Here is an 18,172-nt window from a genome sequence, read left to right on the forward strand (position 1 = left end):
CGGCGGGTCAGGCCGCCACAAGCATGAACACGGCGAGCGCAGCGATGATGGCGCTGGATACCAGGGCCGTGCCGAGCCGGCCGCGCGGCCCGGCGAGGATCCGGCCGACCAGCGTGCCACCGCCGGCTATCAGTAGTTGCCAGCTCGCCGAGGCGAGGAACGCCCCGAGCACGAACGCCCCGGCGGCCGGCAGAGCCGGGGCAGCGGAGTCCTGGCGGCCGAGCACGAGCGCGGCGAAATAGACGACGGTCGCGGGATTCAACAAGGTCAACGCCAGTACCCCGGCGAACGCCCGGGGCGCCGTCTCCATGTCCCAGCGGCCCGCGAACGACCGACCAGCGGCGCCGGAACCGCCTGACGTGGACGTGGTTCCGGAGTCGGGGCCGGCAACCGCACTGGACCGGGCGGAGCGCAGGGCCCGCACCGCGGTAAGGGTCGCCAAGGCGAGCAGTACCACCGCGGCGACCACCCGAAGGGGGCCGGCGACCGGGGCGAGCACCGTGACCAAGGCGGCACCGCCGAGGGCAGCGACGGCGGCGTACAGGCCATCGGCCGTGGCGACGCCGAGGGCCGCGGCGGCTCCCACCCGGAACGAGGTCCGCGCGGCCAGCCCCATGACGAGTACCGCGATGGCGCCGACCGGGATGGCCACACCGAAACCGGCGGCCAGCCCAGCCAGAAACACCCCGGTCACGGTCGTGAGCAGCGGGCCGAGCCAGCGCGGGGAAACGGGGTTCGCTGTCGGCGCGTGGGCCCGGCCGCACAGTCAGGAACCGGCAACAGATATCCGTCGATCACACCGTCATCCTGCGCCACCCCTGACGCCCGGGGCTACCGGTTTTCCCGGACAGACGCCGTGGTCAGACGTTGAAGCCCAGCGCCCGAAGCTGCTCGCGCCCCTCGTCGGTGATCTTGTCTGGGCCCCACGGCGGAAGCCACACCCAGTTGATCCGCATCTCGTTGACCAAGCCGCCCCCCGGACCGGTGGTCAGAGCCGACCGCGCCTGGTCCTCGATGACGTCGGTCAGCGGGCAGGCCGCCGAGGTGAGCGTCATGTCCAGCGTGGCGATGTTGTCGTCGTCAACGTGGACGCCGTACAGCAGGCCCAGGTCGACCACGTTGATGCCCAGCTCGGGATCGACGACATCCTTCATCGCCTCCTCGACGTCGGCGACGGCGGCCTTGCCGGCCTTCGCGGCCGCCGCGCCGTCCGGGGCCGCCGCGCCGGTCACGTCCTCGCCGGCCGGAGTGGCCTCGGTGGCAGTGTTCTCGCTCATCCCTGAACCTCCGTCGGACTGGTGTCCACACCGGCGCGTGCCGCGGCGTCCTTGAACGCCATCCACGGCAACAGCGCGCACTTCACCCGGGCGGGGTAGCGGGCGACGCCCGCGAACGCCACCCCGTCACCGAGTACCTCCTCGTCCGGCGTGACCTCGCCCCGGCCGGACATCAACTCCACGAACGCCGCGTGCACCGCGAACGCCTCGGCGGCCGGACGGCCGACGAGCAACTCGTGCAGCACACTCGCCGAGGCCTGGCTGATGGAACAGCCATACCCGTCGTACGAGACATCGTGCAGCACCGCACCGTCGGTGGCGACCCGTACGGTGACCTCGTCTCCACAGGTCGGATTGACGTGGTGCGCCTCGGCGACGGATGCCGCCGGGTCGTCCGCGTCGCGCAGCCCCCGGCCGTGCGGGTGCTTGTAGTGGTCCAGGATGATCTCCTGGTAAAGCTGGTCAACCTGCATCAGGCGAACACCTTCCGCACCTGCTCCAGACCCGCCACCAGGGCGTCGATCTCCTCCGTGGTGGTGTAGAGGTAGAACGAGGCCCGGGTCATGGCCGGCACCCCGAACCGGGTGCAGACCGGACGGGCGCAGTGGTGACCGACTCGCACCTGCACGCCCAGCGAGTCGAGCACCTGCCCAACGTCGTGCGGATGGATGTCACCCAGCGCAAACGAGATCGTTCCGCCCCGACCTACCGGTACGGTCGGCCCGAAGATCCGCAACTCGGGCACCGTCGCCAAGGCATCCAGGGCGTACGCGGTGAGTTGCTTCTCGTGCCACTGAATGGCCCGCATGCCCACACCGGAGAGGTAGTCCACCGCCGCGCCCAACGCGACCGCCTCGGCGATCGGTGGGGTGCCCGCCTCGAACCGGGTCGGCGGCGGAGCGAAGGTCGACCCCGACATCGCCACCGTTTCGATCATCGACCCGCCGCCGAGCACCGGCGGCATCGCCGCCAGCAACTCGGTACGGCCCCAGAGCACTCCGATGCCGCTCGGGGCACACATCTTGTGCCCGGTGAAGACGATGAAATCCGCGTCGTAGTCGACCACGTCCATCGGCATGTGCGGCACCGACTGCGAACAGTCGAGCAGCAGCAGCGCGCCGACCTCCCGGACCCGCCGAGTGATCCGGGACGTCGCGTTGACGGTGCCGAGAATGTTGGACATGTGCACCAGCGAGACGATCTTCGTCCGCTCGTTGACCAGGTCCGTCAAGCCCGACTCGTCCAGCCGGCCGTGGTCGGTGACCGGGAACCAGCGCAGTGTGGCGCCGGTGCGCTCACAGAGCAACTGCCAGGGGACGATGTTCGAGTGGTGCTCCATCTCGGAGATCACCACCTCGTCTCCCGGGCCCAACCGGAACCGCGGGTCGGCGTCGGGACGCAGCGACGCGTTCGAGAAGGCGTACGCCACGATGTTGATCGCCTCGGTGGAGTTCTTGGTGAACACCACCTCATCCGGGCTCGGGGCGTTGATGAAGGTGGCGACCTTGGCTCGCGCGCCCTCGTACGCCTCGGTCGCCTCGGTGCCCAGCGTGTGGACCGAACGCGACACGTTCGCGTTGCGCCACTCGTAGTGCTCCCGCAGCACGTCGAGCACCTGCCGTGGCTTGTGCGACGTGTTCGCGCTGTCCAGGTAGACCAGCGGGTGCCCGTTGACCGTCCGGTCCAGGATCGGAAAGTCAGCGCGCACCGCCGCCACGTCGTAGCGTGGCACGTCGCCGTACTGCGGCATGCCCGGTGGAATCGCGATCGTGGTCATCGTGACCGGCCTTTCCTTGAGGTCGTCAGGCCCGCGCCGAGCCGGCCCCGGCGACGTACCGCTCGTAACCCTCGTCCTCGAGCTTGTCGGCCAGCTCCGGGCCGCCCTCCTCGACGATTCGGCCGGCGACGAAGACGTGCACGTGGTCCGGCTTGATGTACCGCAGGATCCGGGTGTAGTGGGTGATCAGCAGCAGGCCGGTGTCGCCGCTCTCACGGACCCGGTTGACGCCCTGGCTGACCACGCGGAGCGCGTCAACGTCGAGGCCGGAGTCGGTCTCGTCGAGGATCGCCACCTTCGGCTTGAGCAGCTCCAGCTGCACGATCTCGTGCCGCTTCTTCTCGCCACCGGAGAAGCCCTCGTTGACGTTGCGCTGGGCGAACGCCGGGTCCATCTGGAGGCGCTCCATGGAGCCCCGCAACTCACCCGCCCAGGTGCGCAGCTTCGGTGCCGTACCGTCGATCGCGGTCTTCGCGGTGCGCAGGAAGTTCGCCACCGACACCCCGGGAACCTCGACCGGGTACTGCATGGCCAGGAAGAGGCCGGCGCGGGCCCGCTCGTCCACGGACATCTCCAGCACGTCGGCGCCGTCGAGGGTCACCGAACCACCGGTGATCTCGTACTTCGGATGGCCGGCGACCGAGTAGGCCAGGGTGGACTTACCGGAGCCGTTGGGGCCCATGATGGCGTGCGTCTCCCCCGACCGGACGGTCAGGTCGACACCGTGCAGGATCGGCTTGAGCTCACCCTCGGGCAGCTTGACCGACACCTGCAGGTCACGGATCTCAAGGGTGCTCATTATCGGGTCACTCCGTTGCTCGGCATGGGGCGGCCGTCGGCGCCCACTGGGATGTAGATGTCGCCGTCGCGGATCTCGACGGGGTAGACGGGGACGGGTTCGGTGGCGGGTAGCCCGGTCGGCTCACCGGTGCGCAGGTCGAACCGCGAACCGTGCAGCCAGCACTCCAGGGTGCAGCCCTCGACCTCCCCCTCGGAGAGGGCCACCGCGGCGTGCGAGCACTCGTCGTAAACGGCGTAGAAGGCACCGTCCTCGCCGTGCACGATCGCGATCCTCACACCGTCAACGTCCGCACTGACCACGCTGCCCTTCGGCACGTCCTCGGCGGAGCAGATGCGGATCATCACGCACCGGCCTTCGCGGCGAGGTCCCCGCTCGCGTGCGTGGGGTCCGCGAACTCGCTGCCCCCGCTGGCCAGCCGGGCCTCGATCGCCGCGCCGAGCCGATCCCGCAGGGACTCGACCGGGATCTTGTTGAGCAGCTCGGCGAAGAAACCGCGGACCACGAGGCGCCGCGCCTCGGCCTCCGGGATACCCCGGGCCATCAGGTAGAACAGCTGCTCATCATCGAAGCGGCCGGTCGCGCTCGCGTGACCAGCGCCGGCAATCTCCCCGGTCTCGATCTCCAGGTTGGGTATGGAGTCCGCCCGCGCACCGTCGGTGAGCAGCAGGTTCCGGTTGATCTCGTAGGTGTCGGTGCCGGTCGCCTCGGCCTGGATCAACACATCGCCCACCCAGACGGTACGGGCGCTCTCGCCCTGTAGGGCACCCCGGTAGCCCACGTAGCTGCGGCAGTCCGGGACCGAGTGGTCCACCAACTGTCGATGCTCCAGGTGCTGCCCCTCGTCGGCGAAGTAGACCCCGTACAGCTCGGCCTCACCGCCACGCTCGGTGTACTCCACCGTGGTGTACTGCCGGACCAGGTCGCCGCCGAGGCTGACCTGGACGTGCAGTACCCGGGCGGCACGCCCCAGCCGCACCTTCAGGTGCTGCGCCTGCACCGCGTCGTCAGCCCAGTCGGCGACGGTGACCAGGGTCAGCTTCGCGCCGTCGGCGACCGAAACCTCGACGTTGTCGGCGAGCGTCGCCGAACCGACGTGCTCGAGCACCAGGGTCGCCTCGGCGAACCGGCCCACCTCCACGAAGGCGTGCCCGAAGGCGAGCTCGTCGGCGCCCTCGCCGACCACCCGCAGGGTCACCGGCTCAGCCACCACGGCCTCGTCGGCGACCCGCACCAGCTGCGCCTGCGCCGCACCGCGGTACGCGAGCGCGCTGATCCGGTCCACCGGGACCAGCACGCTACCGATCCGCGGATCGTCCTTCGTGACCGGCTCGACGGTGACGCCCGCGGGCAGGTCGCCGTACTCGTACCGGACCGCGCCCGCGCTGGCCGGCACCCCGCCGGTCAGGCCCCGCAGGCGGTTGAGCGGGGTGAAGCGCCACTCCTCCTCCAGGCCGGTGAGGGCCGGGAAGTCGGTGACATCGTATGAGCGCAGCGCCTGCGACTTGGTGCTGGGCGGCGCGGAAGCCTGGGTAGTCATCTCTTCCTTGGTCTGTTCTGCGACGACGGTGTCAGTAACGGGACGGGGCGGGCTGGATCCGCGACGGCCTCGGCGGCCTCAGCCGACCGCGCCCTCCATCTGCAGCTCGATCAGGCGGTTGAGCTCCAGGGCGTACTCCATCGGGAGCTCCTTGGCGATCGGCTCGATGAAGCCGCGGACGATCATCGCCATCGCCTCGTCCTCGCTCAGTCCCCGGCTCATCAGGTAGAAGAGCTGGTCCTCGCTGACCTTCGAGACGGTCGCCTCGTGCCCCATGGACACGTCGTCCTCGCGGATGTCGACGTACGGGTAGGTGTCCGAACGGGAGATGGTGTCGACCAGCAGCGCGTCGCACTTCACGGTGCTCTTGCTGCTGTGCGAACCCTCCAGCACCTGCACCAGACCGCGGTACGAGGTACGACCGCCACCGCGGGCGATCGACTTCGAGACGATGGTGCTGCTGGTACGCGGAGCGGCGTGCACCATCTTGGCACCGGCGTCCTGGTGCTGGCCTTCACCGGCCATGGCCACCGAGAGCACCTCGCCCTTGGCGTGCTCGCCGGTCATGAAGACCGCCGGGTACTTCATCGTGACCTTGGAGCCGATGTTGCCGTCGATCCACTCCATGGTCGCGCCCTCGTGGCACACCGCGCGCTTGGTGACCAGGTTGTAGACGTTGTTCGACCAGTTCTGGATGGTGGTGTAGCGGCAGCGGGCGTTCTTCTTGACGATGATCTCCACGACGGCGCTGTGTAGCGAGTCCGAGGAGTAGATGGGGGCGGTGCAGCCCTCGACGTAGTGCACGTACGCACCCTCGTCAACGATGATCAGGGTCCGCTCGAACTGGCCCATGTTCTCCGTGTTGATCCGGAAATAGGCCTGGAGCGGGATCTCCACGTGCACGCCCTTCGGCACGTAGATGAAGGAGCCACCGGACCAGACCGCGGTGTTCAGGGCCGCGAACTTGTTGTCGCCGACCGGGATCACCGTGCCGAAGTACTCCTTGAAGAGGTCCTCGTGCTCCTTGAGAGCGGTGTCGGTGTCGAGGAAGACGACGCCCTGCTCTTCCAGGTCGTCACGGATCTTGTGGTAGACGACCTCGGACTCGTACTGCGCCGCCACACCCGCGACCAGCCGCTGCTTCTCCGCCTCGGGGATGCCCAGCTTGTCGTAGGTGTTCTTGATGTCCTCCGGCAGCTCCTCCCAACTGGTCGCCTGCTTCTCGGTGGAGCGCACGAAGTACTTGATGTTGTCGAAGTCGATCCCGGTGAGGTCGGCGCCCCAGGCCGGCATGGGCTTGCGATCGAACAACCGCAGCCCCTTGCGCCGCAGGTCGAGCATCCAGGCCGGCTCAGCCTTCTTGGCCGAGATGTCCCGCACGACCGCCTCGTTGAGGCCACGCTGTGCGACGGCCCCGGCCGCGTCGGGGTCGGCCCAGCCGTACTCGTAGCGACCGAGGGCGGCGAGCTGCTCCTCCTGGGTCAGGGGCTGGACGGTCTGCTCGGTCATCTATCTGTCCTCACAGTGGTAACGGTCTTACCGGACTGAACACGCCCCGGCTGGGCCGGGATGTGCGTCGTGCACACCCCGTCGCCGTGCGCAATGGTCGCCAGGCGCTGCACGTGGGTGCCGACCAGACGGGAGATCACCGCGGTCTCGGCCTCGCACAGCTGCGGAAACTCGGCGGCCACATGCGCCACCGGGCAGTGATGCTGGCACAGCTGGCCCCCCGAGGCGATCGTGGAGGCGTTGGCAGCGTAGCCCTCCGCGGTCAGGGCGGCGGCGAGTGCCTCCGCGCGGGCGAGCGGGTCGTCGCCGGCGTCTTCCATGGCGGCCAGGCAGCGGGTCTCCAGGGCGGAGACCTGCTCGGCGGCGAAGGCCGACACCGCCGCCGACCCCCCACCCCGGGCGATCCAGCGCAGCGCGGCGGTGGCCATGTTGTCGTAGTGGTGGGTGCCGCAGCGACCTCGGGCCGCCTCGGTTAGCAGGAACACCTTGGCCGGACGGCCGCGCCCACGGTGGCCTCGGACCGCCGGATCGCGGGCGAGGACATCCCCCTCGGCGAGCATCGCGTCCAGGTGTCGTCGGATCGCGGCGGGGCTGAGCCCAAGCGCATGCCCCAGCTGCGCGGCGGTGGTGGCGCCCCGCTCCAGCAGCAGCTGGGTGACGCGGTCACGGGTCGACGGGTCGGAGACGGCCGACCCGCCAGCGCCCCCGACGGGTGCCAGCTGGCGCCCCGAGACCCCCGCCACGTTTTTCACAACGCCAACGTTACGTAATTCGCCAGAGGCCTGCAAACTCGGGGTCCGGTGATCCAAAACACCGTCATCGCGGAGCCACCCGAGGAGGCACCACTACGATGCGTAGGATTTGCGCCGTGACTGTCGCCGCCCGGTTCCCGGTCTCCACCACGACGCTTCGCCGGTTGGCGCTCGCCAACATTCTCGCGAACGTGCTGATCGTCGTTACCGGCGGGGCGGTCCGGCTGACCGCCTCCGGCCTGGGCTGCCCCACCTGGCCCCGATGTACCGACACGTCGTACACCTCGACGCCGGAGATGGGCCTGCACGGAGCGATCGAGTTCGGCAACCGGCTGCTCACCTTCGTGGTCGGCATCGTCGCCATCGCCGTGGTGGTGGCCGTCCTGCTACACCGACCACGCCGACGCGGCCTGCTGCCGCTCGCGGTCGCCGTCCTGCTCGGCATCCCGGCGCAGGCGGTGATCGGTGGGATCACCGTCCGCACCAATCTCAACCCGTGGGTGGTCGGGCTACACTTCCTCGCCTCGATGGTCGTGATCGCCGTCGCGTACGCCCTCTGGCGGCGGATCGCGGAACCGGACGGCCCCAGGGTGCCAGTGGTGCCCGGACCGCTGCGCACGCTCACGGTGATCACCACCGTGGTCTGCGTGGCGGTACTCGTGGTCGGCACCTGGGTCACCGGCAGCGGTCCGCACGCCGGTGACGGTGGGGCAGCCCGCAACGGCCTCGACCCCGAGCAGCTCTCCCAGATCCACGCCGACGGGGTATTCCTGCTGATCGGCCTCTCGGTGGCGTTGGTCTTCGCGTTCCGGGCGGTCGGCGCCGCCGGCCCCGCCCGGGCCGCGCTGGTGTTGGTCGGGGTCGAGGCGGGGCAGGGCGTGATCGGCTACGTGCAGTACTTCACCAACCTGCCGGCGCTTCTCGTCGGCGCCCACATGCTCGGCTCCTGCCTGGTGCTGCTGGCCACCCTCGCGGTGCTCCGGTCGACTCGGGAACACCAGCCGGCCGTCACCCCCGCCCCGGGCACCACCACCGCCCCCGGCGGCGCGACCGAGCCGTCGGTCCCCGTTCCCGCCTGAGCCCCCGCTCCCATCCGCCCTGAGTCGTCGGCCCGTCCGCATCGCCGTCCGTCCGCGCACTACTGGCGAGGTCCGCGGTTCTCCCACACCGGTTGCGTCGTCGGACCGCGAGACCAACGGTCCGACGACGTCAGGCGAGGACGCTTCAGGGGCGGCGGTGGAGGTGGGTCAGGATGGCGTCGGCGAGGCGATCCGGGGCACCGTCGGCGTACCCGAGAAAGAGTGACGGCTCGGTCAGTTCCAGCTCGACCAGGAGCGGCGTCTCGCCCTCGCCCGGGATCAGGTCGACCCGGGCGTAGAGCAGCCGCTCCGGTCCGCCCGGAACCTCGGCGAGAACCTTCTCCGCCACCGCAAGCTGCTCCGGGGTGGCCGTACGGGTGGTGATCCGCTCGCTGTTGCGGGGACTCCCCGGCCCCAGATCCGGGCCGGTCAGCATCGCGCCCTTACGGATCGCATGACTGAAACGCAGGCCGTCAGGGCCTGCGAGGAAGAGCAACGCGGTCTCGCCGTTGGTGTCGACGGCGGAGAGGTACGGCTGAACCATGGTCACTCGCCCGGCCGCGCCGAGGCGTCGGACATGCGCCTGGGCGAGTTCCCGGTGCTCGGGATCGGCCAGGTCGTACCGGCCGGTGTCCCGGCTGTCTGCGCTGACCGAGGGCTTGATGACGTACTCCCCGCGCTCCGCGGGAAGCGACCACTGCCGCCCCGGTTCGATCCAGGCGGTGGGGACGGTGGCCACTCCGGCGGCGGAGAGCTGCTCGAGGTAGCGCTTGTCGGTGTTCCAGCGGACGATATCCGCCGGGTTGGCCAGGGCCGGCACCGTCGCCGCCCAGGCGACGAAGGCGTCCCGGCGGGCGGGGTAGTCCCACGGCGAGCGCAGGACCACGAGGTCATAGCCAGCCCAGTCAACGCCGGGGTCGTCCCAGATCACCGTCTCGGCGGCTACCCCACGAGCCGCGAGCGGCGCGTGGACGAGGCGGTCGTCACTCTCGAGGTTGGGAAAGTCCGCGCAGGTCACGAGGGCGACCCGGGGCTCCCCCCGGGTCGGCTCGTGCGCAGTGATCATCATGGCCGGAAGCCTAACGAGCCATCGTACGGCGGGCCATCGACCGCCAGAGATCGTTACTCGGACGCATCTGGTCCATCAGTTCACGCTCCCATGCGTTCTCAACGGTGACGCCCGCCTTGGCGCACGCCTGCCGCGCGACGACGGTGTCGTCCGCGAACTGGTCACCCCAGACCCCGTCGGAGCCGACGAGGACGATGCGCGCACCGCGCTTGCCGACGTACTCGATGACCGCCTTCGCCCCGCCATGCCCGGCGGCGAACGCCTTGATGCCGGCGACCAGGCCACTGGGGGCCGGACCGTTGGCGGCCTGCTCGGCCGTCAGCGTCGTATCGGAACGATCTGCCATGACGCGAAGCCTAAGCAGAGTTCCCCCCATGCGGGCGAGTTCGGTGAACCTTTTGTGATGCCAGTTACCCCGAAAGTGTGGTTAGTAATATCCCTTTTGGCCCGATTTACATGCATAATTTTCACAACATCGGCCAACAAGGTTTCCAAAACATAAACAAAGGTGACGAGCTCCCGACCATCGGGAGATTCCCCCACGTCAATGGCGAACCTGGCAAACCAGGCAAACCGGCCTGAAGCTCGGTGGGGGTGGGTCAGATCAACGCGTCCAGCGCAACCGCCGCGAAAACGACGGTCAGGTAGGTGGTGGACCAGTGGAACAACCGCATGGGCTTGACCGCCTCCCCCCGCGCCGCCCGACGACAGAGCCGGTGCGCCTCGACCAGGAAGATGACCCCCACGACGAGGGTCGGCAGCCCGTAGATCGGCCCCATCCCGGCCCCGAGCGGCCAGGTCACCAGCGACACCAGCACCGTCAGCCACGCGAAGACGAGAATCTCGGCGTTGACCCGCCGGGTTGACGCCACCACCGGCAGCATCGGGATGCCCGCGCGGGCGTAGTCGTCCTTGTACTTCATCGCCAGCGGATAGAAGTGCGGCATCTGCCAGAAGAAGACGACCCCGAAGAGCGCCCACGCGGCCGGTGCGAGAGAGCCGGTCACCGCAGCCCAGCCGATCAACACCGGCGCCGCCCCGCAGGCCCCACCCCAGAAGGTGTTCGCCGTGGTGGTGCGCTTGAGCCAGGCGGTGTAGACCAGGTCGTAATACAGAATCGCGGCCAGGGTCAACCCGGCGGCCAGCGCGTTGGTGAAGACGGCCAGCAGAGTGACCGAGACCGTCGCCAGTACCAGGCCGAAGATCAACGCGTTCCGCGGTGCGACGGTGTGCGCCGGCAGCGGGCGGCGCTTGGTACGCCGCATCACCTGATCGATGTCCCGGTCGATGTAGCAGTTCAGGACGCTGGCCGCGCCGGCCGCCAACGACCCACCGACCAACACCACCGCCATCAGCCAGAGCGACGGCAGACCGCCGTGCGCGAGCATCATCGCCGGCACGGTGGTGACCAGCAGCAGCTCCACGATCCGCGGCTTGGTCAACGCCACGTAGGCCGCGACCACCGCCCGCATGTCCCGCCGCGAGCCGACCGCCCCATCCCCCGTCGCGCTGACCGACTGCCCGGCCGGGTCGCTAACGGGGCGCTCGGTGATCATGCTCACGGATTGCCACCTTCCGGCGTGGGCGGGGGAGGTCAGAATGATCGGGCCCCACTCCGGGACCACCACCGCCCCACCCTACGCGCCGCCGATACGGCTGCCCTGGTGACCCGGCAACGGTGCGGGGCGTCACACCCGTACGCGACGAAGCAGTCGGAACCGGGAGAACAGCATGCACGGATCCCCGGGCGGACGTTTAGGACCGCTCGATAAGGTCACCGGTGAGGGTTCCGCCCATCTGTCGAGGAGCACAACCAACGTGGCTGACAACCGACCCGAGCTTCCTGCACTCAACTGGTCCGACCTCGACCGTCAGGCGGTCGACACGGTCCGCGTGCTGGCCATGGACGCCGTCGAGAAATCCGGCAACGGCCACCCCGGCACCGCGATGAGCCTGGCGCCCGCGGCCTACCTACTCTTCAACCGGGTCATGCGACATAACCCCGCCGACCCGACCTGGCCCGGCCGCGACCGCTTCGTGCTCTCCGCCGGGCACTCCAGCCTCAGCCTCTACATCCAGCTCTACTTCTCCGGCTATCCGATGAGCCTCACCGACCTCGAGGGGCTGCGGCAGTGGGGCTCGCTCACCCCCGGTCACCCCGAGTACGGGCACACCCCGGGGGTGGAGACCACCACCGGCCCGCTCGGACAGGGCCTGGGCAACGCGGTCGGGATGGCGATGGCCGCCCGCCGTGAACGCGGGCTGTTCGACCCCGAGCCGAAGCTCGGCACCTCGGTCTTCGACCACGACATCTGGTGTATCGCCTCCGACGGCGACATCGAGGAGGGGGTCAGCCACGAGGTCAGCGCCCTCGCCGGCCACCAGCAGCTGGGCAATCTCTGCGTGATCTACGACGACAACGAGATCTCGATCGAGGACGACACCCGGATCGCCAAGAGCGAGGACGTCGCGGCCCGCTACCGGGCGTACGGGTGGCACGTGCAGACGGTCGACTGGCGGCGCGGCGACGCCGACCAGGACGACTACCACGAGGACGTGGCCACGCTGTACCGGGCGCTGCTGGCCGCCAAGGCCGAGACCGGTCGGCCGTCGTTCATCGCCCTGCGCACCATCATCGGCTGGCCGGCGCCGAACAAACGGAACACCGGCAAGATCCACGGTTCGGCGCTCGGTGCCGACGAGGTCGCGGCGACCAAGGAACTCCTCGGCTTCGACCCGCAGCGCACCTTCGAGGTCGACGAGGGCGTCCTCAAGCACACCCGCCAGGTGCGCGAACGCGGCATCGCCGCCCAGCGTGAGTGGACCGAGACCTTCGAGGCCTGGGGGCAGGCGAACCCGGAACGCAAGGAGCTCTGGGACCGAATGGCCACCCGGACGCTGCCACGAGGCTGGACGGACGCCCTACCCGCGTTCCCCGCCGACGCCAAGGGCATCGCCACCCGCGCCGCCTCCGGCACGGTCCTCGGCGCGCTCGCACCGGTGCTGCCGGAGCTGTGGGGCGGCTCGGCAGACCTGGCGGACAGCAACAACACCACCATGAAGGGCGAGCCGTCCTTCATCCCGGCCGAGCATGCCACCAAGGACTTCCCGGGCAACGAGTACGGCCGCACGCTGCACTTCGGCGTCCGCGAACACGCGATGGGCGCCATCCTCAACGGGATCGCTCTGCACGGTGGCACCCGCCCGTACGGCGGTACGTTCCTCGTCTTCAGCGACTACATGCGCCCGTCGGTACGCCTCGCGGCGATGATGAAGCTGCCGGTGACCTACGTCTGGACACACGACTCGATCGGCCTCGGCGAGGACGGTCCGACCCACCAACCGGTGGAGCAGCTGACCTCGCTGCGAGCAATCCCCGGACTGGATGTGGTACGTCCCGCCGACGCGAACGAGACCGCGTGGGCCTGGCGGCAGATCCTGACGCATACCGATCGGCCGGCCGCGTTGGCACTGAGCCGCCAGCCGTTGCCGACCCTGGATCGATCCGTGCTCACCAGCGCGGAAGGGGTGGCCCGCGGCGGGTACGTGCTGGTCGACGCTGTTGGCGGCAAGCCGCAGGTGATCCTTCTCGCCACCGGTTCGGAGGTGCAGCTCTGCCTCACCGCCCGGGAGCGGCTGGAGGCCGACGGCACCCCCACCCGGGTCGTCTCCATGCCCTGCCAGGAGTGGTTCCGGGCTCAGGATGAGGCGTACCAGGAGTCGGTCCTACCCCGTGGGGTAAAGGCACGGGTGAGCGTGGAGGCGGGCGTCGCGATGTCCTGGCGGGCCTTCGTCGGTGACTGCGGCGAGAGCATCAGCCTGGAGCACTTCGGGGCGAGCGCCCCGCACACCGTGCTCTTCGAGCAGTTCGGTTTCACCCCGGACCGGATCGTGGGTGCGGCGCACGCCGCGCTGACCCGGGTCGGCGACATCACCGGTAATCCGACCGGCAACTGAGGGGAGCGAGGCGACATGACGGACAGGCTGGGTGAGCTCACCGCCGCGGGCGTGGCGGTCTGGCTCGATGATCTTTCGCGGACCCGACTCAGCTCGGGTGGGCTGGACCGGCTACGCCGGGAGAAGCACCTGGTCGGGGTGACCAGCAACCCGACGATCTTCGCCAAGGCCCTGGGCGACGCCGAGGAGTACGACTGGCAGCTGCACGACCTCGCGATGCGCGGGGTGAAGGTCGAGGAGGCGGTCCGCACCCTCACCGCGTACGACGTGCGCTGGGCCTGCGACGTGATGCGACCGGCGTACGACGCGTCGGCGGGGGTGGACGGACGGGTCTCGCTGGAGGTGGACCCGCGGCTGGCGTACGAGACCGAGCAGACCATCGCCGAGGCGCGGGCGCTCTGGTGGCTGGTGGACCGGCCGAACCTGTTCATCAAGATCCCGGCCACCGAGGCCGGGCTGCCGGCGATCACCGCCGCCCTGGCCGAGGGGATCAGCGTGAACGTCACCCTGATCTTCGGCCTGGACCGCTACTCGGCGGTCATGGAGGCGTTCCTGACCGGTCTGGAGCAGGCGAAGGCGAACGGTCACGACCTGTCCAAGATCGGCTCGGTGGCGTCGTTCTTCGTCTCCCGGGTCGACACCGAGGTCGACAAGCGGCTGGAGAAAATCGGCTCGGAGCAGGCCAGCACGCTGCGCGGTCGGGCCGCGATCGCCAACGCCCGACTGGCCTACGAGCGCTACAGCCAGGTCTTCGCCTCCGACCGGTGGCAGGCCCTCGCCGACGCCGGAGCGCATCCGCAGCGACCGCTCTGGGCCTCCACCTCGACGAAGAACCCGGACTACCGGGACGTGATCTACGTCGAGGAGCTGATCGCTCCCGGCACCGTCAACACGATGCCGGAACCGGTGATCAACGCCTACGCGGAACACGGCGAGACCAGGGGCGACACCGTGACCGGCGGCTACGACGAGGCGCGGGAGGTCTTCGCGAGCCTGACGGCGGCGGGGGTCGACCTGACCGACGTGATCGACACCCTCGAGCGCGAGGGGGTGGAGAAGTTCGAGGCGAGCTGGAACGAACTCCTCGAAGGTGTCCGCCGTTCCCTGGCCGCCGCCAACCAGGGCATCAACCACCCCGGCGACGCCGCCAAGCACAACGCGCAGGCCGCCGAGCAGGCGGGAGGCAACGCGTGAGCGAGCTTCTCGGACAGCCCGTCGAGGCCGCTGCCGGCCTTTCCGTGCGCGGGGCGGAGGCGGTCGACCAGGCCGCGGCCGCCTCCACGCGGACCGCGGTGACAATGGCCGGGGTGCCGGGCCAACTGGCCGCCAAGGACCCCACGCTCTGGGGACCGGAGGCGGAGGCCGAGGCGCGGGTTCGACTGGGTTGGGTCGACACCCACACCCGAAGCCGGGAGCTGCTTCCGCAACTCGCCGAGCTGACCTCGGAGCTGGCCGACCTGGACCACGTGGTGCTGTGTGGGATGGGGGGTTCGTCGCTGGCTCCCGAGGTGATCGCCCGGACCCTCGGCCGGCCGCTGACCATCCTGGACACCACCGACCCGGGCCAGGTCCGGGCGGCGCTCGCCGACCGCCTGGAGCGGACCGTCGTCGTGGTGGCCAGCAAGTCCGGCTCGACCGTGGAGACCGACAGCCAGCGGCGCGCGTACTGGCAGGCGTTCCTCGACGCGGGGATGTCCGAGGCCGAGGCCGGGCGGCACTTCGTGATCGTCACCGACCCGGGCTCGCCGCTGGCGGCGACCGCCGCCGAGATGGGAGCGTTCACCGTGCTGGCCGACCCGAACGTCGGCGGGCGCTTCTCCGCGCTGACCGCGTTCGGACTCGTTCCGACGGCGCTGGCCGGAGTCGAGGTGACCGAGCTGCTGGACCAGGCCGAGGCCTTCGCCGGGTCGTTGGCCTCCGAGCGGGACAATCCGGCGCTGGCGCTGGGCGCCGCGCTGGGTGCGGCGGCCACCGCCGGCCGAGACAAGGTGACATTGATCTCGGACGGCGGTGGAATCGACGGGCTCGGTGACTGGGCCGAGCAACTGATCGCCGAGTCGACCGGCAAGTCCGGGATCGGCATCCTGCCGGTCGTCGTCGAGTCGCCGACCAGCCCCGGCGTCACCGGCAAGGACATCCTCACCATCAGCTACGGCGGCGCGCTGACCGCCGGGGAACTCAACGACGGGGAAGCCACGTCCGGCGGCACGCCGGACGTGGCGGTCAACGGTCCGTTGGGGGCGCAGTTCCTCGCCTGGGAGTATGCGGTCGCGGTCGCCGGCGTGGTGCTCGGCATCGACGCGTTCAACCAACCGAATGTCACCGAGAGCAAGGAGAACACCAACAAGATCCTGGCCTCGGGCGCGCCGACGGAACAGCCGTCGTTCACCGAGGGCGCGATCGAGGTGTACGCCCCGCCGGGTGTGCCGAACGACCTGGCCGGCGCACTGCGCTGGCTGGTCGATGGCATCCATGGCGACGGCTATCTCGCGATCATGGCGTACCTCGACCGCGGGGCCGATGCAGACGCGGCCCGGCTACGCCCCGCGTTGGCCGAAGCGGTCGGCCCGCCGGTGACCTTCGGCTGGGCCCCTCGGTTCCTGCACTCCACCGGGCAATATCACAAGGGCGGCCCACAGGTGGGCAGCTTCCTCCAGATAACCGGTACCGTCGACGTTGATCTGCCGGTGCCCGGGAAACCGTACAGCTTCGGGGAGTTGCAGGCGGCCCAGGCCGCCGGCGACCGGCAGGCCCTGGCGGACCGGAAGCGTCCACTGCTGCGGCTACACCTGACCGACCGGTCCGCGGGTGTGGCGCAGCTGTTGGAGGCGGCTGGCGCGCTACCCAAACGACGATGACGGACGTAACAAGGCGGAGCGAGGAGACGGCGTGACAAACCCGTTACGCGACCCGCAGGACCGACGGCTGCCCCGCATCCCGGAACCCTGCGCTCTGGTCATCTTCGGCGTTACCGGGGACCTGGCCCGCAAGAAGCTACTACCGGCGGTGTACGACCTCGCGAACCGGGGGCTGCTGCCCCCGAGCTTCGTCGTGCTCGGCTTCGCCCGCCGCGACTGGGGTGACGGCGACTTCGAGTCCCTCGCCCAGGCGGCGGCGAAGGCGCACGCCCGCACGCCCTGGCGGGAAGAGGTGTGGGCGCGGCTGGCCGGCAACATCAAGTTCGTCGGCGGGTCGTTCGACGACGACGACGCCTTCGACCAGCTGGCAGGGGCGTTGGGCAAGCTACGCCAGTCGCATGGCATCCCCGGCAACGCCGCCTTCTACTTCGCTATCCCCCCGGCGGCCTTCCCGGTGGTGCTCAAACAGCTCGCCCGCACCGGAATGGCGGACAATGCCACCGCCGGCGGGTGGCGGCGGGTCGTCGTCGAGAAGCCCTTCGGGCAGGACCTGCCCTCGGCGAAGGAGCTCAACGACCTGGTGGACGATGTCTTCACCCGCCGGGACGTCTTCCGCATCGACCACTACCTGGGCAAGGAGACGGTCCAGAACATCCTCGCCCTGCGGTTCGCCAACAACCTGTTCGAACCGTTGTGGAACTCGAAATACGTCGACTCGGTGCAGATCACCATGGCCGAGGACGTGGGCATCGGCACCCGGGCCGGGTTCTACGACACCGCCGGCGCCGCCCGTGACGTGCTCCAGAACCATCTCCTTCAGCTACTCGCGCTGGTGGCGATGGAGGAGCCCACCAGCTTCGCCGCCGACGAGATCCGCGCCGAGAAGCTCAAGGTACTCAAGGCCATCACCCTGCCGACCGACGTGGGCCGGGGGACCGTACGCGGCCAGTACCTGCCCGGCTGGGTCGGCGGCGAACGCGCCGTCGGCTACCTGGACGAGAAGGGAGTCCCGGCGGACTCGACCACCGAGACCTACGTCGCGGTGCAGCTGGGCATCCAGAATCGCCGGTGGGCCGGGGTTCCCTTCTACATCCGCGCCGGCAAGCGGATGCCCCGGCAGGTGACCGAGGTCGCGATCATGTTCAAGAAGGCCCCACACCTGCCGTTCAACGAAGCCGATGTGGAGTCGCTGGGCAACAACCAACTCGTCATCCGGGTCCAGCCGGACGAGGGCGTGGTCCTCAAGTTCGGCTCCAAGGTGCCCGGGACCGCGATGGAGGTCCGCGACATCGCGATGGACTTCCAGTACGGCGAGGCGTTCACCGAGGCCAGCCCGAAGGCGTACGAGCGGCTGGTGCTGGACGTCCTGATCGGCGACCGGACCCTCTTCCCGGACGCCGCCGAGGTCGAGCAGAGCTGGCGGGTGGTGGACCCGCTGGAGCAGGCCTGGGCGGGGACAAAACCGGAGCCCTACCGATCCGGTGAGTGGGGTCCCCGCCGTACCGACGAGATGCTGGCCGAGGCCGGCCGCGCCTGGCGGCGGGCGTGACGACCG

17 protein-coding genes are annotated in these 18,172 nt (G+C 69.7%); 5 read left to right on the plus strand and 12 right to left on the minus strand.

Features of this window, described 5'->3' with window-relative positions; genetic code table 11:
- Window positions 1-7: 7 nt before the first annotated feature.
- The 9 genes from STROP_RS15400 to STROP_RS15440 all read right to left on the minus strand — a co-directional run bounded on the left by STROP_RS15400 (window position 8) and on the right by STROP_RS15440 (window position 7,654).
- Window positions 8-706 (minus strand): LysE family transporter, encoded by a 699-nt coding sequence (locus tag STROP_RS15400; RefSeq protein WP_026275786.1) that lies wholly within the window; start codon window positions 704-706, stop codon window positions 8-10.
- Window positions 707-860: 154 nt separating this feature from the next.
- Complete coding sequence (locus STROP_RS15405) at window positions 861-1,277, minus strand: metal-sulfur cluster assembly factor (protein ID WP_012014291.1); 417 nt, start codon at window positions 1,275-1,277, stop codon at window positions 861-863.
- The gene (sufU, locus tag STROP_RS15410; RefSeq protein WP_012014292.1) at window positions 1,274-1,750 is read right to left on the minus strand and encodes a Fe-S cluster assembly sulfur transfer protein SufU; all 477 of its coding nucleotides are present in this window, start codon (window positions 1,748-1,750) and stop codon (window positions 1,274-1,276) included. Before sufU ends, STROP_RS15405 begins: the two co-directional genes overlap by 4 nt.
- A complete protein-coding gene (locus STROP_RS15415) occupies window positions 1,750-3,054 on the minus strand; it encodes a cysteine desulfurase (protein ID WP_012014293.1) in 1,305 nt (434 codons plus the stop codon). Before STROP_RS15415 ends, sufU begins: the two co-directional genes overlap by 1 nt.
- A gap of 25 nt (window positions 3,055-3,079) precedes the next feature.
- Complete coding sequence (sufC, locus tag STROP_RS15420) at window positions 3,080-3,853, minus strand: Fe-S cluster assembly ATPase SufC (RefSeq protein WP_012014294.1); 774 nt, start codon at window positions 3,851-3,853, stop codon at window positions 3,080-3,082.
- A complete protein-coding gene (locus STROP_RS15425) occupies window positions 3,853-4,197 on the minus strand; it encodes a non-heme iron oxygenase ferredoxin subunit (RefSeq protein ID WP_012014295.1) in 345 nt (114 codons plus the stop codon). Before STROP_RS15425 ends, sufC begins: the two co-directional genes overlap by 1 nt.
- On the minus strand, window positions 4,197-5,393 hold the full coding sequence (gene sufD, locus STROP_RS15430; protein ID WP_012014296.1) for a Fe-S cluster assembly protein SufD: 1,197 nt from the start codon (window positions 5,391-5,393) through the stop codon (window positions 4,197-4,199). The genes STROP_RS15425 and sufD overlap by 1 nt, the downstream gene beginning before the upstream one ends.
- Window positions 5,394-5,471: 78 nt before the next feature.
- A complete protein-coding gene (gene sufB / locus STROP_RS15435; protein WP_012014297.1) occupies window positions 5,472-6,902 on the minus strand; it encodes a Fe-S cluster assembly protein SufB in 1,431 nt (476 codons plus the stop codon).
- Window positions 6,899-7,654: a helix-turn-helix transcriptional regulator gene (locus STROP_RS15440; protein ID WP_018831102.1), complete on the minus strand. Its 756-nt coding sequence runs from the start codon at window positions 7,652-7,654 to the stop codon at window positions 6,899-6,901. The genes sufB and STROP_RS15440 overlap by 4 nt, the downstream gene beginning before the upstream one ends.
- A 98-nt stretch (window positions 7,655-7,752) precedes the next feature.
- Between STROP_RS15440 and STROP_RS15445 the strand changes: the two genes are divergently transcribed.
- Window positions 7,753-8,733, plus strand: coding sequence for a COX15/CtaA family protein (locus tag STROP_RS15445; protein WP_012014299.1), 981 nt, complete (start codon window positions 7,753-7,755; stop codon window positions 8,731-8,733).
- A gap of 145 nt (window positions 8,734-8,878) precedes the next feature.
- Here STROP_RS15445 and STROP_RS15450 read toward each other — a convergent pair whose 3' ends face one another.
- From STROP_RS15450 to STROP_RS15460, 3 genes are all read right to left on the minus strand, one after another.
- Complete coding sequence (locus STROP_RS15450) at window positions 8,879-9,802, minus strand: ATP-grasp domain-containing protein (RefSeq protein ID WP_012014300.1); 924 nt, start codon at window positions 9,800-9,802, stop codon at window positions 8,879-8,881.
- A 10-nt stretch (window positions 9,803-9,812) separates the two neighbouring features.
- Window positions 9,813-10,148, minus strand: coding sequence for a hypothetical protein (locus STROP_RS15455; RefSeq protein WP_026275271.1), 336 nt, complete (start codon window positions 10,146-10,148; stop codon window positions 9,813-9,815).
- 253 nt (window positions 10,149-10,401) lie between these two features.
- The gene (locus STROP_RS15460) at window positions 10,402-11,364 is read right to left on the minus strand and encodes a heme o synthase (protein WP_026275272.1); all 963 of its coding nucleotides are present in this window, start codon (window positions 11,362-11,364) and stop codon (window positions 10,402-10,404) included.
- Window positions 11,365-11,620: 256 nt separating this feature from the next.
- Here STROP_RS15460 and tkt point away from each other — a divergent pair, with 256 nt between their 5' ends.
- From tkt to zwf, 4 genes are read left to right on the plus strand one after another with little or no spacing between them, the layout of a single operon-like run.
- Complete coding sequence (gene tkt, locus STROP_RS15465; protein ID WP_026275784.1) at window positions 11,621-13,759, plus strand: transketolase; 2,139 nt, start codon at window positions 11,621-11,623, stop codon at window positions 13,757-13,759.
- Between the two features lie 15 nt (window positions 13,760-13,774).
- Window positions 13,775-14,953, plus strand: coding sequence for a transaldolase (gene tal / locus STROP_RS15470; RefSeq protein ID WP_012014304.1), 1,179 nt, complete (start codon window positions 13,775-13,777; stop codon window positions 14,951-14,953).
- A complete protein-coding gene (locus tag STROP_RS15475; protein ID WP_012014305.1) occupies window positions 14,950-16,617 on the plus strand; it encodes a glucose-6-phosphate isomerase in 1,668 nt (555 codons plus the stop codon). Before tal ends, STROP_RS15475 begins: the two co-directional genes overlap by 4 nt.
- A 31-nt stretch (window positions 16,618-16,648) precedes the next feature.
- Window positions 16,649-18,166, plus strand: coding sequence for a glucose-6-phosphate dehydrogenase (gene zwf / locus STROP_RS15480; protein ID WP_012014306.1), 1,518 nt, complete (start codon window positions 16,649-16,651; stop codon window positions 18,164-18,166).
- Window positions 18,167-18,172: the final 6 nt, after the last annotated feature.

The organism is Salinispora tropica CNB-440, assembly GCF_000016425.1.
Classification (GTDB): domain Bacteria; phylum Actinomycetota; class Actinomycetes; order Mycobacteriales; family Micromonosporaceae; genus Micromonospora; species Micromonospora tropica.